At 68.6% G+C, this 21,913-nt stretch carries 15 protein-coding genes; 6 read left to right on the top strand and 9 right to left on the bottom strand.

Annotated elements, in window-relative coordinates; translation table 11 throughout:
* Window positions 1-50 precede the first annotated feature (50 nt).
* Window positions 51-302: a hypothetical protein gene (locus HV766_RS08580; RefSeq protein WP_082401045.1), complete on the top strand. Its 252-nt coding sequence runs from the start codon at window positions 51-53 to the stop codon at window positions 300-302.
* Here the strand turns inward: HV766_RS08580 and HV766_RS08575 are convergent.
* Complete coding sequence (locus HV766_RS08575) at window positions 288-1,358, bottom strand: DNA topoisomerase IB (RefSeq protein ID WP_175180979.1); 1,071 nt, start codon at window positions 1,356-1,358, stop codon at window positions 288-290. The two genes, HV766_RS08580 and HV766_RS08575, sit on opposite strands and share 15 nt — an antisense overlap.
* A 121-nt stretch (window positions 1,359-1,479) precedes the next feature.
* Between HV766_RS08575 and HV766_RS08570 the strand changes: the two genes are divergently transcribed.
* The 3 genes from HV766_RS08570 (at window position 1,480) to HV766_RS08560 (ending at window position 2,950) form a co-directional block, all read left to right on the top strand.
* Window positions 1,480-1,647: a hypothetical protein gene (locus tag HV766_RS08570; protein WP_013393888.1), complete on the top strand. Its 168-nt coding sequence runs from the start codon at window positions 1,480-1,482 to the stop codon at window positions 1,645-1,647.
* A 49-nt stretch (window positions 1,648-1,696) separates the two neighbouring features.
* Window positions 1,697-1,849 (top strand): DUF3309 family protein, encoded by a 153-nt coding sequence (locus HV766_RS08565; protein WP_082400986.1) that lies wholly within the window; start codon window positions 1,697-1,699, stop codon window positions 1,847-1,849.
* 159 nt (window positions 1,850-2,008) lie between these two features.
* Window positions 2,009-2,950 carry a 2-hydroxyacid dehydrogenase gene (locus HV766_RS08560; RefSeq protein WP_175160528.1) on the top strand — a complete coding sequence of 314 codons (942 nt, stop codon included), beginning with the start codon at window positions 2,009-2,011 and terminating at the stop codon, window positions 2,948-2,950.
* Window positions 2,951-2,960: 10 nt separating this feature from the next.
* On the opposite strand, the gene HV766_RS08555 is transcribed toward HV766_RS08560, so the two are convergent.
* Window positions 2,961-3,794 (bottom strand): universal stress protein, encoded by an 834-nt coding sequence (locus HV766_RS08555; RefSeq protein ID WP_054454849.1) that lies wholly within the window; start codon window positions 3,792-3,794, stop codon window positions 2,961-2,963.
* 113 nt (window positions 3,795-3,907) lie between these two features.
* Window positions 3,908-6,034 carry an FUSC family protein gene (locus tag HV766_RS08550; protein WP_175180978.1) on the bottom strand — a complete coding sequence of 709 codons (2,127 nt, stop codon included), beginning with the start codon at window positions 6,032-6,034 and terminating at the stop codon, window positions 3,908-3,910.
* A 307-nt stretch (window positions 6,035-6,341) separates the two neighbouring features.
* Between HV766_RS08550 and HV766_RS08545 the strand changes: the two genes are divergently transcribed.
* Together HV766_RS08545 and HV766_RS08540 are read left to right on the top strand one after the other, a co-directional pair.
* The gene (locus HV766_RS08545) at window positions 6,342-7,256 is read left to right on the top strand and encodes an EAL domain-containing protein (protein ID WP_054454265.1); all 915 of its coding nucleotides are present in this window, start codon (window positions 6,342-6,344) and stop codon (window positions 7,254-7,256) included.
* Window positions 7,257-7,419: 163 nt separating this feature from the next.
* Window positions 7,420-7,596: a hypothetical protein gene (locus HV766_RS08540; protein ID WP_166738370.1), complete on the top strand. Its 177-nt coding sequence runs from the start codon at window positions 7,420-7,422 to the stop codon at window positions 7,594-7,596.
* Window positions 7,597-7,713: 117 nt separating this feature from the next.
* Here HV766_RS08540 and treY read toward each other — a convergent pair whose 3' ends face one another.
* From treY to treS, 6 genes are read right to left on the bottom strand one after another with little or no spacing between them, the layout of a single operon-like run.
* Window positions 7,714-10,386, bottom strand: coding sequence for a malto-oligosyltrehalose synthase (gene treY / locus HV766_RS08535; protein WP_175181078.1), 2,673 nt, complete (start codon window positions 10,384-10,386; stop codon window positions 7,714-7,716).
* A 2-nt stretch (window positions 10,387-10,388) separates the two neighbouring features.
* Entirely contained in the window at window positions 10,389-12,476 is a 2,088-nt protein-coding gene (gene malQ / locus HV766_RS08530; protein ID WP_175180977.1) for a 4-alpha-glucanotransferase, read from the bottom strand.
* Window positions 12,473-14,251 carry a malto-oligosyltrehalose trehalohydrolase gene (treZ, locus tag HV766_RS08525; protein WP_175180976.1) on the bottom strand — a complete coding sequence of 593 codons (1,779 nt, stop codon included), beginning with the start codon at window positions 14,249-14,251 and terminating at the stop codon, window positions 12,473-12,475. Before treZ ends, malQ begins: the two co-directional genes overlap by 4 nt.
* Entirely contained in the window at window positions 14,248-16,356 is a 2,109-nt protein-coding gene (gene glgX / locus HV766_RS08520) for a glycogen debranching protein GlgX (RefSeq protein ID WP_175180975.1), read from the bottom strand. Before glgX ends, treZ begins: the two co-directional genes overlap by 4 nt.
* A 6-nt stretch (window positions 16,357-16,362) precedes the next feature.
* The gene (gene glgB, locus HV766_RS08515) at window positions 16,363-18,561 is read right to left on the bottom strand and encodes a 1,4-alpha-glucan branching protein GlgB (RefSeq protein ID WP_175180974.1); all 2,199 of its coding nucleotides are present in this window, start codon (window positions 18,559-18,561) and stop codon (window positions 16,363-16,365) included.
* The gene (treS, locus tag HV766_RS08510; RefSeq protein ID WP_175180973.1) at window positions 18,558-21,911 is read right to left on the bottom strand and encodes a maltose alpha-D-glucosyltransferase; all 3,354 of its coding nucleotides are present in this window, start codon (window positions 21,909-21,911) and stop codon (window positions 18,558-18,560) included. Before treS ends, glgB begins: the two co-directional genes overlap by 4 nt.
* Window positions 21,912-21,913: the final 2 nt, after the last annotated feature.

Genomic DNA, 21,913 nt, shown 5'->3' with positions numbered 1-21,913 from the left:
GTAGCATGGAAGTTCGAATCCCCGTCGGGGAGTCACTGCAGGAGCCACGCATGAAGCCAGCATCCGTACCCGGATCCGCGAAACCGGCGCAAGCCGGCAAGCGGGCGGAAGACAACGCTAAGATACTGCCGCCGCGCTCTCCCGTCGATGTTCCGCGCAGACCGGATAAACCAGACGCCTCTACCCCGAACGAGGCCGCGCGCGACAAGCGCATCGTGGCCGATACGCGCACCGAGTCGAACTGGGCGGACGGTTCCGCGCCGCAACCTCGGGCCAAGAACGCGCGCTCATCGATCCTTTGACGCCTGCCTGGCGTTCGCTGCCGCAGCGGCCTCTCCGCCCAGGAAGGCAAGCAGGCGCCGTTCGTCCGCATTCAGTCCGCGGGGACCCCGTGGCGCTGCCGAGCGCGCGGGCAGCGTGCCGTCCAGATAGGCGGCCAGAATAGCCGGATGCACATAGCAGGCGCGGCACACGGCTGGCGTATTGGCCAGCCGCCGCGAGACCTGCTTGATCACTTCCACCACCGTCTTCTGCGCCTGGCTGGCGCTCTCGCTGGGGCATGCCTGCAGCGCGGCATAGGCCATGACGGAGCCTGCCCAGGTCCGGTAGTGCTTCGCCGTGAAATCGCCGGCGCCGGCTACACGCAGATAGGCGTTGACCACGCCCGAATCGACCGGATGGCTGCCGCCGTCCTCGTCGAGATACTGGAACAGCTGCTGGCCGGGTATGTCCAGGCAGCGCTTGATGATGCGCGCCACGCGCCGGTCCGCAGCGCTGACGTCATGGGTCACGCCGCTCTTGCCCTGGAAGCGGAAACGGAACTTGTCGCCCGTCACGCTGGCGTGCCGCCGCTTGAGCGTGGTCAGGCCATAGGACTTGTTGGTTCTGGCGTACTCGCGAGCGCCGATGCGCACCAGCGTCGTCTCCAGCAAACGTACCAGTACGGCTATCACCTTGTTCTGGGACAACCCGGCGGTACGCAGATCGCGCTCGACCTGCCGCCGTATGCGCGGCAGCGTCTGGCCGAAGGCTGCAAGGCTCTGGTACTTGCTCGCGTCGCGCACCGCGGTCCAGTCCGGGTGATAACGGTATTGCTTGCGTCCCCGGGCATCGCGCCCGGTGGCTTGCAGATGCCCGAGCGGGGAAGGGCAGATCCACACATCTTCGTAAGCCGGCGGTATCGCCAGGGCGTCGATCCGTTCGATTTCGCGCGCGCTGCGTATGCGCCTGCCTTGCGCGTCCAGGTAGTGGAAGGCGCTGCCGTTGACGCGGATCCGGGTATAGCCTGCCAGGCTGTCGTCGTAGTAGACCAGCGCTGCGCCGCCGCGGGCGGGCGCCGTTCGGGGACTTGGGTTCATGTCGTCTGCGGCTAACAGGGGCAGGGGCGCTGTCATCAGCATGCGGCGTGCCCGCCACCCCTTGTGCGTAGCCAGGCACGCGGCTTGCTGATGCAGGAATGGACTTTCTCCGGAGACAGCCATGCACATCGCGTACTCGTACTACCTGCACGTTCCGCCCAAGCCAGATCCGATACCGCCAGGTTCGCCGCCCGGCGATCTGCCTGTGGATCCGGATACCGATGAACCGGACGTGGACCTGCCGCCCTTGTCGCCGCCCGGCAAGGAAATCACGCCGCCCAGCCCCTGACGCGGGCTTGTGGTTTTTCCCTGATCCCAACAAGAACTGAGGAGTCGCCATGTCGACCATCCTGCTGATTATTCTCATCCTGCTCCTGATCGGCGCCGTGCCCGCCTGGCCCCACAGCCGCGGCTGGGGCTATTACCCCAGCGGCATACTGGGCATATTGCTGATTGTGCTGATCGTGATGCTGTTGACCGGCCGGCTCTAGCAGGTCCCATGCGGTCATGGACGCGCGGGCCGTGTCGGACGGCTCGCGCGCCACCGGTCCGCCAGGCGGCCGTCTGGCGGACCGGTGGCGCGGGTTTGCGCCCAGGCGTAAGATCGCCGGGTTTTTGTGCAGCCCTCCGCCATCCGCGGCATTCCCGACATGACCATCCCCTTGCTTGTCTTGATAGAAAGCGTGCAGGACTACCTGCCCGAAATCGAAGCGCGCGGCTTTCGCGCGATTTTTGCGCCCACCGCCGAAGCGCGCGCGCAGGCGATCCGCGACCACGGGCCCGAGATCCGCATCGTGCTCACGCGCGGCGCCACCGGCCTGTACGCGCAGGAAATGGCGGCTATGCCCAAGCTGGAAATTGCCTGCTCGCTGGGGGTGGGGTACGAAAACATCGACCTGGCCGCCGCGGCGGAACGCGGGATCGTCGTGACCCACGGTCCGGGTGCAAACGCGGTGTCGGTGGCGGACCACGCCATGGCGCTGCTGCTGGGCGCGGCGCGGCGCCTGCCGCAAGCCGATGCGTCGGTGCGCCAGGGCCATTGGGGCGGCTTCATGGGACCGCAGGTCACCGGCAAGCGGCTGGGCATCCTGGGCCTGGGCACCATCGGACTGGAAATCGCGCGGCGCGGCGCCAACGGCTTCGGCATGAGCGTGGGCTATTACAGCCGCAGCGTCCGCCCGGAATCGGGCTATGCCTACTTCGACAGCCCGCGCGCGCTGGCCGCGGCATCGGATTTCCTGGTGGTGGCGACGCCGGGCGGAGCGGACACGCGCCACCTGGTGGACGCGCAGGTACTGGAAGCGCTGGGGCCGGAAGGCTATCTGGTGAACATAGCGCGCGGCAGCGTGGTCGACACGCAGGCGCTGATCGCGGCGCTGGCCGAACGCCGCATTGCGGGCGCGGGCCTGGACGTGGTGGATGGCGAACCCGACGTGCCCAAGACCCTCATTGAGCTCGACAACGTGGTATTGACCCCGCATAGCGCGGGGCGCTCGCCGGAAGCGGTGCATGCCACCGTGGCGCTGTTCCTGGACAACGCCACGGCGCACTTCGGCGGCAAGCCGGTGCTGACCCCGGTGCGCCGAGGCTAGCAGGCCAAGGCTAGTGCGAGAACATGACCGGCACGGTCATGCTCTTCAGGATGGATGCCGTCGCCCCGCCCAGCGCCCACTGGCGCAGCTTGCTGTGGCCGTAGGCGCCCATGACGATCAAGTCCGCGCTGTGGTCGGCGGCGGCATTCAGGATGGTGCTGCCCACGCCTACGCCCTTGATGTCGCGGCGCACGTGCTCCGGCGCCGGCATGCCCTGCGCCACGCAGTAGGTGGCCAGGTCCTCGAACGGCGCTTCATGCTTGGGGCTGGCGGCGCCTTCGTTCATGCTCAGCACGGTCATGTGCGAAGCCAGGCGCAATATCGGCGCGGCATCGGCCAACGCGCGGGCGGCCTCGCGGCTGCCGTCCCAGCAGCACAGCACGCGGTCGCCGATCACCGGAAACTCGCCGCTGGACGGAATCGCCAGCACCGGCCGGCCCGCCGTCAGCAGGGTCTGCTCGACGAACTCGATCTCGTGGGCGGCTTCGACGTCCTCGCGGTTTTCCTGGCTGACCACGATCAGGTCGGTGGTGCGGCCCAGCAGCGCCACGGTCTCGCTGGGCGAGGATGTGCCCGCGCGCATGAAGGCGGGCACGTCGGCTTCGGCCGCGGCTTCCAGAAACGCGGTTTCCACCGCGTCGCGGCTTTGCGCCTGCAATTCCTTGATGATGCCCAGCGAACGCGACATGAGCACGGACTCGCCGTAGTAATACTGCGGCGGCGCGGCGTTGGCGTAGATGCCGACCAGCTCGGCCTTGTGGCGCTTGGCCAGGGCCAGGGCAGCTTCAATGCGGCGTTTGCAGTCGAATCCGTGGTCCAGGTGGACGGAAATGCGGCGGTACATGAAGGCCTCCTTGTTTAAGCGTGCCATGTGCATATGGTTACGCTTTCCGGCCTTTTCGCCCTTGATGCGCGTCAAGCCCGCGGCAGTTCGCCGGTGTGCGCGCAAACCGCAGGCTATGGCGCGGCGGGAGCCCGTTCCACGCGTTCGCGCAATTGGCGCAACTGGCGCGCCTGTTGCGCGATGCGGTCCAGCGGACCGGCCAGTTCCGGATAGCCCGCGGCCACCGCTGGCGGCACGGCCAACTGGCGGTCGTTGGCGCCTGGCGCGGGTTGCTGCGGATGCAGCGCATGCGCCAGCGCCGGACCGTACTCGGAGAGCGCCTGGGCGGCAGGCGTTCCGGCTGGCAGGGCCGGCTGCATCTCCAGCACAGTGCCCGCCGCCGTCACGCGCCGCATGGCGTTGAGCAGGTTTTCGGCGGTACCGACATTGCGGTCGCGATGCACCGGATTCTGCTGCAGCCGTTGCAAGGACGCCTGCGCATTGTCGGCGGAAAGGCAGGCCATGCGGCGCAACGCCACCAGGTCCTGTCCGCCGCCGGCATCGCCGCTCTTGGCCCGCAACAGGGCGCGCGCATAGGCGGCGTGGCGCTCCAGCGCCAGGCTGAGGGCCCCGGCCAATTGCCGCGGCTCCTTTTCGGGCCAGACCAGAAAGCCGACCAGCAGCGCCAGGACGCCGCCCAGCACGCTATTGAACGCGCGCAGGGCCGCGAGCATCGGCTCCTGGATCTCAGGCTGCTGGATGTGGGTGACCAGCACGAATTGCGAAGTCAGGAAGAACGTGAACAGCGCGTAATGAATCGTGCGCGCGGCGAACGTGCCCAGCGCGATGGGCAGCACCGCCAGGGCCACGGACAAGGGGGTGCTGAGGAACAGGCCCAGCAGCGAGGCGCCGATGGCGCCAGCCACGCTGCCGGCCACGCGTTCCAGCGTGCGCTGCCAGGTGGTCGCGAAGTAAGGTTGCAGGATGAAGACCAGCGTCAGCGACATCCAGTAGCCATGGTTGACGGCGAAGGTCTTGGACAGCGCCACCGCGATGGTGGCGCCCACGCCCACCCGCAGCGCGTGGCGGAACGCGTCGGATTCGAAGCTCAGGTTCTGCCGCAACGCGCGCCACGCGTCTTGCGCAGGGTTGGCTGCGCGGCGATCGCGCGTGGGCGCCGCCGGGGTCTGTCCCTGGTCGAACAGGGACTGGGTGACGGCCTGCGCCGTGTGCAGCAGGCGGTCCAGCACCGGCGCCATGGTGGCCAGTTCGGGCGCGTGGGCCAGGGCGCTGCCGCGCAGTTCATGCAGGCCGGCGCTGTAATGGGCCAGGCGTTCGCGCAGGCACTGCGCCTGCTTGGCGTCGTTGACGTCGGAGGTGCTGGCGATGGCATTGCACAGGCTGGCGTAGCGGTGCAGCGCGTGCGACAGATGGGCGCCGGCGCCGCGTCCGAGCCAGCGCGGCGCATTCGATTCCATCAGGTCGGCTGCGGCCACCAGCGCAATGAAGCTGTCCTCGGCATTGTCCAGCAGGTACAGCAGTTGATGCGCGCGGGCGCGGCGCGATGGGCGCGCGTCCTGCACTTCGCGGATGCGCGTGCGGGCGGCTTCGAGCGCGGCGCGCTGGGCGCTGCGCTGCGGCCGCGTGACGGCGCTCCAGGCCTGGGGGCTGGCCGCGGGCGTCAACCCGGAATACATGCGGGCCAGCGCGTCGGCGAAATCCGCCAGGCCGCGGTAGCAGTGCGCCACCGCGTGAGTGGCGTCCTTCCAGGGACGTCGGCGCCATACCAGCGCCGTCATCAGGATGGCCCAGGCCGCGCCGGCCAGGAAAAACAAGGTGTAGGACAGGCTTTCCGTCCAGGTCGGGGCGGGCAGTTCCGCTGCCACCACGAAGCCTGCGGACAGCAGGGTGCCGACGATTGCCGCGGCCGGCCCCAACACGCGCAACAGGCCGCCGAATGTGCAGCACACGAAGGTCAGGGGCAGCAGCAGCCACAGATGAGCCGCGCTGACGCTGGCCAGAAAGCAGAACAGCGCGCCTATCAGCCCCAGCGCGAGCATTGCCCCCGCGCGCTGGCGCAGGGGACCGCCCGGATCGCCGAAGCAGGCCCAGAAAGCCGCGATGGCGCTCCAGCCCAAACGCGGCTCGTGCGCCAGCACGGCCAGGATGACAGGCGCGGCGCTGATGGCCGCGGCTTGGAGGGCGTCCAGCCACAGAACGTTGCGCAGGGAGGCGCGCCAACGGGAATAAAGATTCTTCACGCTAGGAATACAGCAGCGGCGGTGGGCCCGGCAGGGCGAAAGACGCAAACCCTACCATGTCGACAAGGCATTTCGGCGGGGGTGACGGCCAGGGCCGGAAAGCCGGTTTCATTCATGAATCCGAGCAGCTTAATACGTATGGATACATATATGTGACTTTGCCGCCGCAGCGGCGCAAAATTGCCTGGAAGAAAGTCTGGAAATCGCATACAAAAAGCGCTGTAGCTGGGAATACTCAGTCCAATGTGCCTCTTTCTGCGCCCGGACAGCGCAGGTTTTGACCCAGGGGCGCGCAAGGAGTATCGACATGATGTCGAATCACGAGGCTTCCACAGACTCGGTGGCGAGCGACGACGAGATCGCCGCCATGATCACCGGCAAGGATGGCCTGCGCATGCTGTTGCAGCCGCAGGTGGATTTGCTGACAGGCCGGATCGTGTCGGCCGAAGCGCTGGCTCGCTGGCGGCATCGCCGCCTGGGCATCATCATGCCTTCCGACTTCATCCCCGCCGTCAACCGCCTGGGCCTGGACAAGGTGCTGTTCGAGCGCGTCTGCCTGCGTGTCATAGACATGCTGTTGACGATGCGGCGCGCCGGCATCGCCATTCCGGTGGCCATCAATGCGCCTGCCTCCACCTTGTCGGACGAGGCCGCGGTCGATTTCCTGCTGGACCGCATCTACGCGGCGGAGCTGCCCGCGTCGCTGGTGCGCGTGGAACTGACGGAAGACCAGCCCATCCGCGAACTCGACGTGCTGCGCGCCACGCTGCTCAAGCTCGAGAATGCCGGCTGCGAGGTCAGCCTGGACGATTTCGGCACCGGCCATGCTTCGTTGAAGCTGCTATCGGCGTTGCCGCTGTCCGAGGTCAAGATCGACCAATATTTCGTGACGCGCATGCGCCGCAGCGCAGTCGCCTTCGAAGTGTTGCGCACCGCCGCGGAACTGGCGAACCGGCTGGGCCGCCGGGTGGTGGCCGAGGGCGTCGAAAACGTGGCGGACATTCCTGCCCTGCGCGCGGCCGGCTGCCGCTACGGCCAGGGCTTCGCGCTGGGCCGCCCCATGCCGCTGGACGAATTGACGGTGCGCCTGCGCACGCAACGCGACCAGGGCGAGCCGCTGGCCGCGCCTGCCGCCTATGCGTCGTCCTGGCTCGATGCCTACGACGCGTCCGCCCAGGAGCCGCAGTCAACGCGCGGCAAGCGCCACGCCACCACGCAATAAGGCTGGTCGCGCAGCGTATTTTTTACCAATCAGGCCGGACTTTACCCGCAGTCCTTGCGTCCCCGTGTCCGCGGGCTGCGGGGGCTGACTGCGGCGCCGCTTGGGCACGCGGGTTGCTGTATGGAAGATGGCGGAGCTTTTTCCGTCTTCCAGGAGACTTGCAATGCCCAATCAGAACCAGCCCGACCAGCAAAAGCAGCAACAGAAGCAACAGGCCCAGGAAAACCCCAGGGACCGCAATCAGCCCGGGCAGCAGCCCGGCCAATCCGGCCAGCATGCCGATAAGGATCGGCAGCAACCTGGCCAGAATCAGGGCCAGCAAGGCAAGATGCCGCGCTGACTCGTAGACCGCGTGTTCCGGGCCCTCTAGTCGGGCGGGTATCGCGGTAAGAACGGCCTTGTCCCGCTGTGGGCGGACAAGGCCGTTTGTGCTTCATCATGGCTTCGGATTTCGGCATCAAGCCGCCGCTGGCAGCCACAGCGCAACCGGCAGTTCATGCAACAGTTCCGACAAGGGCAGCGCGCCACCGGAGCCGGATCTCGCCTTTTCGCCGCCCATTGCATCGCGCCAAGCGAGACCCTTGATGGCATCGGGCAGGCACAGCGCGGTGTCGGCCCAGAAATCCCGCGCCGCCCGCGGCTCGCCGCGAGCGTAGCCAGACAGACGCAGCGCGCACAGCCGCGGCGCGACGATCAGGGCGTGCTCGTCTTCATGACGCCGCAGCCAGGCTACGACGTGCTGTGCATGCGTCCCGGCTACAGCCAGGGGGACGCACTCGCCCTGGCCGAACAATGCCGGGTGACGCTGCCGCGCCGCCAGCAGGCGCTGGATCAGGGCCTGCTTCACCGCGCCGCTGCGCCAGTCCGTTGCGCTGGGTCGCACGGCGGCGCTGGCGCGCGTGCGGGCCAGCATGGCGATCCGCGGCGGGTAGTCCACCGCGCGCCGGTTGTCGGGGTCGACCAGGCTGTAGTCCCAGAGCTCCGTGCCTTGGTAGAGATCCGGCACGCCGGGCAGCGTGTTGCGCAATAGCGTCTGGGTCAGGCTATTGATCATGCCGGCAGGGGCCAGTTCCAGGGCGTATGCGGCGATTTCGGTCAGCAGGCGGCGCCCGGGCGCCGCGTCCCGTAGAAATTCCAGCGCGCCAAGCCCGGCGGCTTCGTAAGCGGGGTCAGGATCCGTCCAACTGGTATGCAGCTTGGCTTCGCGCAACGCCTTGAGCTGCCATTGCGCCACGCGCTCGATCCATGCGGCCACGCTTTCTGGCCGCTGTTCGATGATGTCGCAATCCCAGTCGGCGGGCCACGCCCCGATCAGCGTCTGCACGAGCAGGTAGCGGTCCGCCAAGGTAAGCAGCCCGGCGTCGGGCAGGGCGTGGGTCCAGCGATACGCGGTCTTGCGCCAGGCTTGCGGCATTTCCGAAACCACCGCCAGCCGCGCGCGCGCGTCCTCGCCGCGCTTGTGGTCATGCGTGGCCGTCGCCAGCATGGCGTGCGGAAAGTCGCGCGCCCGCGCCTCGACCTGGGCATGAAATGCCTCGGGCGACAGCGCAAATCGCTGCGGCGATGCGCCGACTTCATTGCGCGACAGCAGCGGACCGTAGCGGTAGAACAGCGTATCTTCCAGCGCCTTGGCTGCCAAAGGCGGCGTCAGCTGCTGGAACCGCCGCAGGGCGTGGGCGGCGTTTGGCTCAGATTGCGGGAGCGGCGCGGTTGCCGGATCGGCGGGGCTGCCGCCCAGCCACCGGTCCATCTGCGCCAACAAGGCAGCGTCCGCTGTGCCGGGCAACGCGTGCAGCAGGGCGGCGGCGCGTTGCGCTGCCGCTTCGCAGTGATGGCGGTCCGCATCACTGCGGCCGCCGTCCTCCGCGTAGGTCCGGTACACCGGAAAGGCCGCCAGCCACGCGGACAACACGCGGTCCATGGCCCGCGCGGACCAGTCGCGGGTCCGGCGGTCCTGCCGAGCCAAACGTTCCAGGCAGCGGACCAGCGCCAGGCGTTCCGCGGGAAAGTGCCGCTGCAGCATGCGGGTGCGCGCCGCTTCCAGCTGCCGCGGCGGCGTGCGCAGATCGCCCGTGAGCATCTGCCAGAACGCCCGCAGCGGCGCCTCGGCCTGCGGGTCGTGCAGCAATGCGCCGACCTGATCCATGAAGTCATAGCCGGTGGTGCCATGCAACTGCCAGCGCGCATCGGGCGCTTCGTCCGGCGCCAGGATCTTCTCCGCCACCAGGTAGGCTTGCGATTGGGCGCAAGAGGGTGGACGGCGGGCTCCGGCCTCGGCCAGGCATCGATTCAGCCTGCGCAGATAGGCGCCCGGCGCGGCCAGCCCGTCGATGTGGTCGATGCGCAGTCCGTCGAGCAAGCCTTCCGCATACAGGCGCAGCGGCAGCGCATGCACGGCATTGAAAACGGCTTCGTCCTCGACCCGTACGCCCACGAGCTCGCTGATCTCGAAGAAGCGCCGCCAGTTGATCTGATCGGCAGCGCAACGCCACCAGGCCAGCCGGTAATGCTGGCTCTCCAGCAGCCGGTGCAGGCGCTCGCGGCCGGCTGCGCGCGCCGGGTCGCAGCGGCGCAGCAGGGCCTGCGGATCCTGCCCGCGCGCAAGCGACTCCGGGGCCAGGGGATAGCGCTGCCCGGAGACCTCCAGTTCGATGCGTCCGGCATCGGCGTCATAGCGCAGCGCCATTGCGCCTTGAGCCAGCGACACACCGTAGGAGTCGGGCAGGATGGGCAGCAGGACCTTGCCGCGCAGGGCGGGATCAGGCGCGTCCCAGTCGATGTCGAAGCAGCGCGCATGCGCGCTTGCGGCGCCGTGTTCGAGCACATCGCGCCACCAGGCATTGGCGGGGTGGGCCGCCATGTGATTGGGCACGATGTCCGCGATGAGACCCAGCCCGCGCCGACGGGCCGCCCGGGCCAGATCCCTCAGTGCGGATTCCCCGCCCAGCTCCGGATTGACCGCGCCATGGTCGATGACGTCATAGCCATGCGTGGACCCGGGGCGGGCGCAGGTGATGGGCGACAGGTAGAGGTGGCTGACCCCCAGGTCCGCGTAGTAGTCCACGCAGGCTCGGGCGTCCTCAAATGTGTAGCCGGCATGCAATTGCAGGCGGGCCGTGGCGTGCGGCATGGTCATGGCCGGCCCCGTCCGGTGCGCAGGGCTTGCAGCCGGGCCTGCACGGCAGGGTCGGCGAAGCACGCCGCGCTGCTTGCGGCCAGGCGTTGACGCCAGTTGGGATGCTGGTCCACTGTGCCGGGCAGGTTGGGCTGTTCCAGTTCGCCCGCCAGGTCTTCCATGGGCACCAACAGCAGGGGACAAGGGCTGGAAGACACGAAGCGCAGCATGTCCTCCAGGGGCGCGCGCGCGGGCTCGGCGGCGCAGCCCAGGGCTTGCGCGAGCAAGCTGCGGTCCATGCGGCGGTTGCGCCGCAGCGTGGCTTCATCGTCGCCGCCGCCCAGCAAGTCCAGTTCGGCGCGCAGGTCGATGTCGCGCTCGGCCCACCAGCCGCGCAAGGTCGGCAGGTCGTGGGTCGAGGTCATGGCCACGGCCTGGCCGGGCCAGTCGCCGGCTGCAAGAAAAGGCGCCGGCGTGGACGGCGCAGATGGCGGCGCGTCAGGTTCCTGCCGCATGAACCACAGCACATTCATGCCCAGGATGCCGTGATCCGCCAGCTCGCGGTTGAAACCTTCAGGCACCGTGCCCAGGTTTTCGCCGATGGCAAGCGCGCGATGGCGCCAGGCTTCCAGCGCCGTGAGTGCCAGCAGTTCGCGCAGTGGATAGCGCAGATAGGCGCCCGCATCGGCGGCCAGTCCATCGGGCACCAGCCACAGCCGCGCCATGCCCAGGATGTGATCGATGCGCAGGCCGCCGGCGTGAGCCAGCGCGGCGCGCAACATGTCGATGTAGGCCGCGTAGCCCTGGGCATGCATTGCGCGCGGCGAGAACGCGGCCAGGTTCCAGTTCTGTCCTTGCGGATTGTGGATGTCGGGCGGCGCGCCTATGGACAGGCCGGGCATCAGGTCGGTCTGGCGGCTCCAGGCGTGGCTGCCGTCCGGACTGTCGCCCACGGCCAGGTCGGCGATCAGCCCCACGCGCATGCCGGCGCGTCGCGCCGCCTTCTGCGCGTGGTCCAGGCTTTCGGCGGCCAGCCATTGGGCGTAGCGATGGAAGTCGACCTCGACCGGATGCTGCCGCGCATATCGTTCGACTTCCGGCGAGTCCGGATCGCGCAGGCCGGCGGCCCATTGCGTCCAGGGCTGGTGGTCTGCGCCATGCGCTGCCTGGGCGGCATGCAGGGCTTCGAACACGGCGTGGTCGCGCAGCGCCTTGCCGCGCCGGGCGCAGTACGCCTCGTAGCGCAGGCGGGCATCCGCCGGTCCGCTTGTGCGGAACTGGCGGTGCAGCGCGCGCAGCAGGCGCTGCCGCCATATCCCGGCCGATGGCCAATCTATCAATTCCGTTGGGCGCGGCTGGGCGGCCAATTCGGCCAGCGCCCGGCGCAAGACATCGTCACCGACGATGGCGGCGGGATCTGCGTACAGGGTGTTCAGGAACAGGCGGCTGGATGGGGCGTAAGGACTGCAACGCTGCGGTTGCGCGGCGAACATAGCGTGCACCGGGCTGATGGCGAGCGCGTCCGCGCCCTGGGCCGCGGCGGCGACAGCCAGTTCGCGCACGGCGCCAAAGTCGCCGTAGCCGCCGTCGCCAGGTTGGTCGGCATCGCGCCTGAGACTGTAGACCTGCGCGCATAGTCCCCAGCCGCGCGGCCGCACGCCGTCGGTCAGATCATCAAGGCCAGGCGCTTGGCGGGGCGCCACCGCAAGCACGGTCTGGCCGCATGCCAGGTGCAGCGTGTGGTATCCGGGCTCCTGCGGTGCGATCAGGCTGCCGTCGTCCGCGACCTCGCCGTCGCTGGTCTGGCCTGACTCGCACACGATGCGGTAGCGGCCGCGCGCGCAAGCGGGCAGAAACGCGGCCATGCCGCTGCGCGCGACCAGCAGGGGCGGCAGCCGGGCCCCAAGCTCCACGCCCAGGCGATGGTCGCTGTCGCGGATGTCATGGGCGTTGCCCGCCGGCAAGCCCATGCCCTCCAGCAGCAGCCGTAAAGTATCCGGCGACACTTGCTGCGGACGCTGGCGCGCGTCGGTCCAGTGTTCGGCGATGCCGGCTTTGGCGGCCAGCGCGGACAAGGCCGGATCGCCGGCGGACGTTGCGGTCATGCCGGTTCCTCCAGCAGCCACACGGTGCTGTCGCCGCACACCTCGCCGTGGACCAGGGCGTCGCGGGCGCCGGCCACGGATTCAAAGAGCAGCGTGGCATAGGCCTCGGCGCCCGCCTGCAAGGCCTCGGGCAGCGCCACGCGATCGGGGCCGAAGTTCGCATAGACCGTCAGGCGCGCGCCGCCTGCCAGTTCCCAGCGCGCGAACACGCCGCGTTCGCCGATCGCGGCCGCACCCAGGCTGACCGCGCCGGCCAGCCGGGGCGCGATCAGGCGGGCGCGCAGATGCAGCAGGACCGCGTAGTCCCGCATCCAGGCATGCGCGTCGGCGGCGCTGGCCCGTGGTTTGCTGGCCACGTAGGTTGCGGGATCGTTCGGGTCGGACAACGCGCCCGCGCCCTGGAATTCGGGAAAGCGCGAGAACTCGCGCCGCCGGCCGTCGCGCACCGCTTGCGCCAAAGCCGGGTCGGCATGGCTGGTGAAGTAGTGGAACGGCGTGCGCGCGCCGCGTTCCTCGCCCATGAAGATCAGCGGGATCTGCGGCGCCAGCAGCTGCAACGCGACCGCGGCGCGCAGCCGGGCGGGACTGTCCACCAGGCTGGCCAGGCGTTCGCCGCCCGCACGGTTGCCGGTCTGGTCATGGTTCTGCAGGAACAGCACGAAGGCGCTTGGCGGCAGTTCCGCGCTGGGTTCGCCCCGCGGTTGTCCGCCGCGGTAGGGCGAACGCTGCCCCTGGTACAGCCAGCCTTCGGCCAGGCAGCGCGCCAGCGCCTGGGCCGGCTGAGCGCTGTAATCGGCGTAGTAGCCGTGGCTCTCGCCGGTCAGAAGGCAATGCAAGGCATGATGCGCGTCGTCATTCCATTGCGCATCGAAGTCACCCTGCAGCAGGCTGGCGCGGTTGTCGTCGTTCTCCAGCACCAGATGCACATGGCGTTCGGCAGGAATATGCTGCCGCAGGTACTGGGCCAATTCATGCAGCCATTCATGGCCCGCAATCGCGTGCACGGCGTCCAGACGCAGCCCGTCGAAGCGGTACTCGGTCAGCCAGTACAGCGCGTTGTCCTTGAAGAACTGGCTGACCGCCGGCTGGCGGAAGTCGATGGCGTCGCCCCAAGGCGTGGCGACGTCTTTCCTGAAGAACGGCGCGGCATAGCGCGGCAGGTAATTGCCGTCGGGGCCGAAATGGTTGTAGACCACGTCCAGCATCACGCCCATTTCCAGCCCATGGGCCTCGTCGATCAGGCGCTTGAGCTCATCGGGCGTGCCGTAGGCCGTGTCGGGCGCGTAGGGCAGCACGCCGTCATAGCCCCAGTTGCGTGGCCCGGGGAAGTCGGCAATGGGCATCAGCTCCAGCAAGGTCACGCCCAGCGCCGCCAGCTCCGGCAGCCGCGCCAGCAGGCCCGCATAGCCGCCCTCCAGGCCGGCATGGGTTTCGTACAGCACGGCGTCTTCCCAAGGCCGTCCGCGCCAGGTGCCGTAGCGCCAGGGGTAGGAGTCCGGCGCGACCACGACGCTATCGTCGTGCACGTCTCCGTGCTGCAGGCGCGAGGCGGGATCGGGCGCGACCGTGTCCGCGTCCAGGCGGTAGCGATAGCGGGCGCCGATGGGGCAGTCCACGTCGGCCTGCACGTAGCCGTCCGGGCCGGGGCTCAGGGCGATGGGAGGATGGCCTTCGACCTCGAGGGCGAAGCCCGCCGGCGCGGTCGGCGCCCACAGGCGAAAGCGCGTGACGCCGCTCTCCAGCGGGATTGCGCCTGAAGCATAGTCGTGTGTCATGGCGGATCTCCCGGCACGTAGGTCGCCGCCAACAGCGCCACGCTGCGCGCCGCCACCGTGACGGCGGCATCCGCCAGTGGCGCGGCAGGCGCCTGCGTGGCGGAATCCAGCTCGCGAATCCACGCCAGCGCGGGCGACGGCATCTGGAAAACCGTGTCCTTCGCGCCGGGATTCAGTAGCAGCAGCGTCACGTCGACGCTGCCGTCTTCGCGGCAGGCGGCGCGGCGCAGGACCATGGCATTGGCCTCCGACTCCCAGGCCGCCGCGTCCAGTTCAGCGCCCGCCGGATCGAACCAGGAGATGGCTTGTACGCCAGGCGCGAGCTCCTGCCCCGCATCGCCGTAGCGCGCGGCGCGCGTGCTGGGGTGGGCGCGGCGCAGTGCGATCAGGCGCGCCGCGTAGCGGGATAGCTCACGGCCGTCATCGGACTGCGCCTGCGTCCAGTCCAGCCACGACAGGGCGTTGTCCTGGCAATAGGCGTTGTTATTGCCTTCCTGGCTATTGCCGAATTCGTCTCCGGCCAGCAGCATCGGCGTGCCATCCGCCAGGAACACGCAGGCGAGCTGGGCCCGTTGCACCCGTTTCCGGGTGTCCAGGATGGCGGCGTCCTCGGTCGGGCCTTCGGCGCCCCAGTTGTGGCTGTAGTTCTCGCCGTGGCCGTCGTTGCCGCCTTCGCCGTTGGCCTCGTTGTGGCTGGCGTCGTAGCTGACGATGTCGGCCAGCGTGAAACCGTCGTGCGAGGCCACGTAGTTGACGCTGCTCCAGGGCCGGCGGTGGCGGCGGTCGAACAGGTCGCGCGATCCGCACAAGCGCGCCGCCATCTCGCCGCGCATGGCGGGATCCCCGCGCCAATAGCGGCGCGTCGCGTCGCGGAATTTGTCGTTCCACTCGGCGAAGCCCGGTGGATGGTTGCCCAGCTGGTAGCCATCCGGCCCCACGTCCCAGGGTTCGGAAATCAGTTTCAGGCGGGCAAGGGCAGGGTCCTGCAGCACGGCGTCGAAAAAGCCCGAACCCGGGTCATAGCCGGTGCCTTCGCGTCCCAGGGTCACGCCCAGGTCGAAGCGGAAGCCGTCGACGCCATAGGATTGCGCCCAATAGCGCAGCGAATCCGTGACCATTTGCAGGACGCGCGGATGTGACAGATTGACCGTGTTGCCGCAGCCGGTGTCGTTGATGTAATAGCGTTCGTCGCCCGGCACCAGGCGGTAGTAGCTGGCGTTGTCCAGTCCGCGCCAGGACAGCGTGGGTCCCAATTCGCTGCCCTCGCAAGTGTGGTTGTAGACCACGTCCAGAATCACTTCGATGCCGGCGGCATGCAGCCGGCGTATGGCCTGGCGCATTTCGTTCGGATTGTGCTGCAGGTAGGAGGGCTCCGGCGCAAAGTACGACAACGTGCTGTAGCCCCAGTAGTTGCGCAGGCCGCGTTCGGTCAGGAAGCGGTCCTGCAGGAACGCATGCACCGGCAGCAACTCCACGGCGGTGACGCCCAGCCGCTGCAGGTGTTCGATGAAACGCGGGTCGGCCAGCGCGGAGCAGGTGCCGCGCAGGGGCTGGCGCAGGTCTTCGCGCAGCATGGAGGCGCCGCGCACGTGCACCTCGTAGATCACCGTATCGTTCCACGCCGTGGCCGGCGGCCGGCTGTTGCCCCAGGTGAAAGGCGCTTCTTCGGCCACGATGGCCTTCGGCATGGCGGGCGCGCTGTCGCGCCGGTCGATGCTGAGGTCGGCGCGCGCATGCTTCATGCGATAGCCGAACAGCGCGTCGCTCCAATGCAGCGGTCCGGTCAACTGCCGCGCGTAGGGATCGAGCAACAGCTTATGGGGATTGAAACGGTGCCCATTGCGCGGATCGTGCGGGCCGTGGGCGCGATAGCCGTACACCAGTCCGGGATGCGCGTCAGGCAGGTAGCCGTGCCAGATCTCGTCGGTGCATTCGGGCAGGTCGAAGCGGCGCAGTTCCTTGCGGCCCTTGGGGTCGAACAGGCATAGCTCGATACGCGTGGCGTTGGCCGAGAACACGGCGAAGTTCACGCCCAGGCCATCGCTGACCGCGCCCAGCGGATGGGGCTGGCCCCCGGCGATGCGCGTGAATTGGGAGGGATCCATATGGGTTCAGCCTTCGTAGAGCAGGAAGAGGGTGGACAGCGGCGGCAAGGTCAGGGACAAGGCCTGGGGCTGGCCATGGGACGCGCTGACGCCGGTGCTGGCGCCGCCCTGGTTGCCCTGGCCGGATCCGCCATAGTGCGTGGCGTCGGTATTCAGCTTTTCCGCCCAGCGGCCGGCCCGCGGCACGCCGATGCGGTAGTCGTGCCGCGCCACCGGCGTGAAATTGGCGACCGCGAGCACGTGATGGACGCCGTCGCTGCGGATGAATGCGACCACGCTGTTGTCGCGGTCGTCCAGGATGGTCCAGGCGAAGCCCGCCGGGTCGGCGTCCAGCGCATGCAGCGCCGGCACCCCGCGGTACAGGCCATTCAAGTCTGCAACCAGCCGCTGTATGCCCAGATGGCCGGGACGGTCCAGCAGGTCCCAATCCAGACGTACGTCGTGGTTCCATTCCCTGGGCTGGGCCATTTCCCCGCCCATGAAGAGCAGCTTCTTGCCCGGATGAGCCCACATGAAGCCGAGGTAGGCGCGCAGGTTGGCGAGCCTGGCGGCCGCGTCGCCCGGCATCTTGGCCAGCAGCGATCCTTTGCCGTGCACCACTTCGTCGTGCGATAGAGGCAGGATGAAGCGCTCGCTGTACGCATACACCATGCTGAAGGTGATGTCGTGGTGGTGATGCTTGCGGTGTACGGGGTCCTCGGACAGGTAGCGCAAGGTGTCGTGCATCCAGCCCATGTTCCATTTGTAGTGAAAGCCCAGCCCGCCGTCGGCGATCGGCGCGGTGACGCCGGGCCAGGCCGTCGATTCCTCGGCGACCATGATGGCGTCCGGCACTTCGTGGCGCACAGTGCCGTTGAGCGCCTGCAGGAACTGCACCGCCTCCAGGTTTTCCCGGCCGCCGTAGCGGTTGGGGATCCATTGGCCGGGCTGGCGGCTGTAGTCGCGATAGAGCATGGACGCGACCGCGTCCACCCTCAGGCCGTCGACATGGAAGCGCTGCAGCCAATGCAGCGCGCTGGCGATCATGAAGGCCTGCACCTCCGTGCGGCCCAGGTTGTAGACCATGGTGTGCCAGTCCGGGTGATAGCCTTCGCGCGGATCCTCGTACTCGTAGAGCGCGGTGCCGTCAAAGCGGGCCAGGCCATGCGCATCGTCCGGGAAGTGCGCAGGCACCCAGTCCAGGATGACGCCGATGCCTGCGTGGTGGCAGCGGTCGACGAAACGGGCGAATGCGGCGGGCGGACCATAGCGGGCCGCGGGCGCGAACATGCCCAGCGGCTGATAACCCCAGGACCCGCCGAAAGGATGCTCCATGACGGGCAGCAGCTCCACATGGCTGAACCCCATGGCGCGGGCATAGGCCGGCAGCTTGTCGGCCAGCCGGTCCCAGATGCAGGCGTGCGATTCCGGTTCGTCAGGCAGCCAGGACCCGGCGTGCACTTCGTAGATGGACAGCGGCGCGTCCGTGGACTGGCGCGTGCGCCGCTGCGCCATCCAGGCCTGGTCTTGCCACGGATAGTCGGCGCCGTCTTCCACCACCGAGGCGGTGGCAGGCGGCGCTTCGCTCCGTCGCGCCAGCGGATCGGCCTTGAGCCGTAGGTTGCCGGCGCGGTCGGTGATTGCGAACTTGTAGCGTTCGCCGGCCTGCACGTCCGGGATGAAGATCTCCCAGACGCCGGCGCGGTGCCGCAGCCGCATGCCGTGCCGGCGGCTGTCCCAGGCGTTGAAATCGCCCACCACCGCCACGCGTTGCGCGTTCGGCGCCCATACCGCGCAGCGCAGGCCGGCCACGCCGTCGACTTCCATCAGGCGCGCGCCCAGGGCCGTTCCCACGCTGCGCCATGCGCCTTGCGCCAGCTCCTCCAGCGTGCCGTCTTCCAGCAGGGTGCCGAAGGCATAGGGGTCGGCGGTGATCTGTTCGGCGTCGGGCCATTGGATCGCCAGACGGTACGAGGCGCCGTCGCCGGGGCGGGCGTAAGGAACGCGTCCAAGAAACAGTCCCTGGCCCTGTTCGCGCAAGGGGATGCGCGCGACGTCGCCGTCCAGCGCCGCCACGGCCCGCGCGCCCGGGGCATACACCCGCACTTCGCCGTCGTGCGGCCCCAGGAAGGCATAGGGGTCGCTGTGCAGGCCGCTGGCCAAGGCGGCCAGTTCGACGGGCGCTATGGGGCTGATGCTGCCGCCTGCGGGCATGTCCTGGCTCATGATCGTGCATCCTCTTCGTCCACCGCGGCCGACAGCAACAGGCTGCGCGCCAGTTCCGCCAGGGCGCACAGCGGTATCGAAATCCAGTCTGGGCGATGCGCGGCTTCATAGCTCACTTCATAGGCGGCCTTCTCCAGTTGGGCCAGGGCCAGCAGCGCGTCTTCATCCGCGGGCGGGATAAGCGCCGAGGCGCGCGCATCGCGGTAGCCTTGCAGGAAGGCCTGGCTGGCGGTCTGGCGAAAGCGCGCCAATAGCAGGTCGCGCAGTTCTGCTGGCGCGACAGGCGCGCCCGGCGTTTCGCCCGCGCCGGCATTGGCGTCGGTCGGCGCGCCGCCGATGATGTCGGTGCGGGCGATCGAGGCGGCGGCATAGTCGAACGAACGCAGCATGCCCGCCACATCCTTGTAGGGCGAGGCGAGGGCGCGGCGCGCGTCCACGCTGCTGACCGGTTCGCCTTCGAAGTCGATCAGATAGGCGTCCGCCTGCGCCACCAGCACCTGCCCAAGATGGAAGTCGCCGTGCACGCGCAGGCAAAGGACGCCGGTCTCGGCCTGCGCCATCGCCGCCACGCGCGCCGCCAGCCGGGCGCGGTGCTCGAAATACCATTCGGCGCAGGCGCGCGAAGGGGCTTCCAGTTCACCGAGCTGCGCGCGCAAGTCCTTTTCCGCGCGTTCGAGCAGGTCCTGGACGCGGCGCGTGCGCGCATCGGCGTCCGCCTGGCTGGCGGCGCGCGGCTGGAACGCGGGGTCGTCGGAGGCCTGCGACAGCAGGTTGTGCATCTGCGCCAGACGTTCGCCCATGGTGGCGGCCATTGCGGCGTAGCCCTGCAGGTCCTGGGCGAATTCGTCCGGGCTCTGGTTCACCAGCAGCGCGTTGTCCAGCGTGCGCTTGAGCAGATCCAGCGTCCAGTTCCAGGCGTCGCCTTCGTTGGCGACGTAGCGGTGCGCCACCGCCAGCGTGTGGACCACGCCGTCGGCATCCTCACGTTGGACCTCGCCCAGCAGCGCCGGCATGTTGGCGTAGCCGGCGCGCGTCAGATAGCGGGTCATTTCCAACTCGGGCGATCCGCCGGGCTGGACGGCGCGGATCAGCTTCAGTATCAGCTTGCCATCGACGACGACCGAGCTGTTGGATTGCTCGCCCGTCAGCCACTGCAGTTCGCCGTCCCCGGCGACCTCCAGGGCGGCCAGGCCAGCTTCGGGCAGGAAGCGGATCACGCCCGGCTTGTCGCCAGGCTTGCCGCCGCTGCGGCCGTCGAGCTCGCGGCCCTCTTGCATGGCCTGGACGATGCCGCGCACGAAGCCGGGCTGCAGAAAGGCGTCCGCCAGAATGCCGACCTCGGCCCCGCGCCGCACCCGCGCGATCGCATAATGCACCGCTGCCGTCTCGTCCCACACCAGCACGAAGGGCGCTTGCGCGCGCAGGCCCGTGACGCCGTCCTCGGGCTCGACCTCGGCCCAGTAATACTCGCCATCGGCCGCCGTGAACGGCGTGGCGTACGCCAGGCGTGCGCGGGCGGGCGGCTGTTTGGCCGGATACCAGCGCTGGCGCGCCAGGTACTGGGGCAGGACCTCGCGCTCCAGCGTAGCGCGGGAGACGTCGGTCAGCGCGGCGCCGCCGTGGGCGCGCAGCACCAGCGTGGTGAGTTCCGGCATCTGCGCGGGAGCGCTCGCATGCCAGTCTGGCGGCGCGGCTTCGTTGCTCAGGTCCAGCCAGTAAAACGCGTAGGGCGGCAGGGTCAGCAGATACGGCAGTTCACCCACGGCCGGGAAGGGCGTACCGCCCAGCATTTCGACTGGCACGCGGCCATTGAATTCCTGCAGCTGCAGTTCCACGGGCTGGGCGGCGTTGGACAGGTTGGCCACGCACAGGATGGTGGTGTCCTGCCATTGGCGCAGATAAGCCAGGATCTTCCGGTTGCCTGCGAAGATGAAGCGCAGCGTGCCGCGCCCGAATGCATGGCTTTGCCGGCGCTGCGCCAACAGGCGTCGGGTCCAGTTCAGGAGGGAATGCGGATCGCGCTGCTGCGCCTCCACGTTCACCGCTTCATAGCCGTACAAGGGGCCCATGAGCACCGGCAGCGGCAGCTGTTCGGGGTCGGCGCGCGAAAAGCCGCCATTGCGGTCGGGCGACCACTGCATCGGCGTGCGCACGCCGTCGCGGTCGCCCAGGTGCACGTTGTCGCCCATGCCGAGCTCGTCGCCGTAGTACAGGACGGGCGTGCCCGGCATGGACAGGAGCAGGCTGTTCATCAGCTCGACCCTGCGCCGGTCGCGCTCCAGCAGCGGCGCCAGACGGCGCCGGATGCCCAGGTTGATGCGGGCGCGCGGGTCCGCCGCGTACACGTTCCAGAGATAGTCGCGTTCGCGGCTGGTGACCATTTCCAGCGTCAGTTCATCATGGTTGCGCAGGAAGATCGCCCATTGGCAGGACGCGGGAATGTCCGGCGTCTGGCGCATGATGTCGATAATCGGGAAGCGGTCCTCCTGCGCGATCGCCATGTACATGCGCGGCATCAGCGGGAAATGGAAGGACATATGGCATTCGTCGCCCGCGCCGAAGTATTCCTGCGCATCCTCCGGCCACTGGTTGGCCTCGGCCAGCAGCAAGCGGTTGGGATACTCGGCGTCGATCACGGCCCGGATGCGCTTGAGCACCTCGTGCGTCTCGGGCAGGTTTTCGTTGTTGGTGCCTTCGCGCTCGACCAGGTACGGCACCGCGTCCAGGCGCAGGCCGTCCACGCCCATGTCCAGCCAATAGCGCATCACGGCCAGCACTTCCTTGAGCACCTGCGGATTGTCGTAGTTCAGGTCGGGCTGGTGCGAATAGAAGCGGTGCCAGAAGTAGGCGCCGGCCTCGGGGTCCCAGGTCCAATTGGATTTCTCGGTATCGCAGAAGATGACGCGCGTGCCGGCGTAGGCCTTGTCGTTGTCCGACCAGACGTAGAAGTTGCGCGCGGCCGATCCGGGTTTGGCCGCGCGCGCGCGGCGGAACCAGGGATGCTGGTCCGAGGTATGGTTGACCACCAGCTCGGTGATGACGCGCAGGCCGCGGGCGTGGGCCGCGCGGATCAGCTTCCTCACGTCGGCCACGGTGCCGTAGTCCGCGTGCACCCCGCGGTAGTCGGCGATGTCATAGCCGTCGTCGCGGCGCGGCGAGGGATAGAAGGGCAGCAGCCAGATCGTGTTGACCCCCAGGCTGGAGATGTAATCCAGCTTGGAGATCAGGCCTGGCAGATCGCCCACGCCGTCGCCATTCGAGTCGAAGAATGACTTGACGTGCAGCTGATAGACGACCGCATCCTTGTACCAAAGGCCATCGTCCTGGAGAGGTTGGGTTTCACTGATCATGG

Origin of the sequence: Achromobacter aegrifaciens (genome assembly GCF_902859735.1) — a bacterium.
Taxonomy (GTDB): domain Bacteria; phylum Pseudomonadota; class Gammaproteobacteria; order Burkholderiales; family Burkholderiaceae_B; genus Achromobacter; species Achromobacter aegrifaciens.
This window is presented reverse-complemented; position numbering and strand designations above follow the sequence as displayed.

Bases quoted from the DNA above. Each gene is read 5' to 3' on its own strand.
- treZ (WP_175180976.1), bottom strand. From the start codon at position 14,251: ATGACACACGACTATGCTTCAGGCGCAATCCCGCTGGAGAGCGGCGTC.
- HV766_RS08555 (WP_054454849.1), bottom strand. From the start codon at position 3,794: ATGTACCGCCGCATTTCCGTCCACCTGGACCACGGATTCGACTGCAAA.
- glgB (WP_175180974.1), bottom strand. From the start codon at position 18,561: ATGAGCCAGGACATGCCCGCAGGCGGCAGCATCAGCCCCATAGCGCCC.
- HV766_RS08575 (WP_175180979.1), bottom strand. From the start codon at position 1,358: ATGAACCCAAGTCCCCGAACGGCGCCCGCCCGCGGCGGCGCAGCGCTG.
- malQ (WP_175180977.1), bottom strand. From the start codon at position 12,476: ATGACCGCAACGTCCGCCGGCGATCCGGCCTTGTCCGCGCTGGCCGCC.
- HV766_RS08570 (WP_013393888.1), top strand. From the start codon at position 1,480: ATGCACATCGCGTACTCGTACTACCTGCACGTTCCGCCCAAGCCAGAT.
- treS (WP_175180973.1), bottom strand. From the start codon at position 21,911: ATGATCAGTGAAACCCAACCTCTCCAGGACGATGGCCTTTGGTACAAG.
- HV766_RS08580 (WP_082401045.1), top strand. From the start codon at position 51: ATGAAGCCAGCATCCGTACCCGGATCCGCGAAACCGGCGCAAGCCGGC.
- HV766_RS08560 (WP_175160528.1), top strand. From the start codon at position 2,009: ATGACCATCCCCTTGCTTGTCTTGATAGAAAGCGTGCAGGACTACCTG.
- glgX (WP_175180975.1), bottom strand. From the start codon at position 16,356: ATGGATCCCTCCCAATTCACGCGCATCGCCGGGGGCCAGCCCCATCCG.
- treY (WP_175181078.1), bottom strand. From the start codon at position 10,386: ATGCCGCACGCCACGGCCCGCCTGCAATTGCATGCCGGCTACACATTT.
- HV766_RS08565 (WP_082400986.1), top strand. From the start codon at position 1,697: ATGTCGACCATCCTGCTGATTATTCTCATCCTGCTCCTGATCGGCGCC.
- HV766_RS08545 (WP_054454265.1), top strand. From the start codon at position 6,342: ATGATGTCGAATCACGAGGCTTCCACAGACTCGGTGGCGAGCGACGAC.
- HV766_RS08540 (WP_166738370.1), top strand. From the start codon at position 7,420: ATGCCCAATCAGAACCAGCCCGACCAGCAAAAGCAGCAACAGAAGCAA.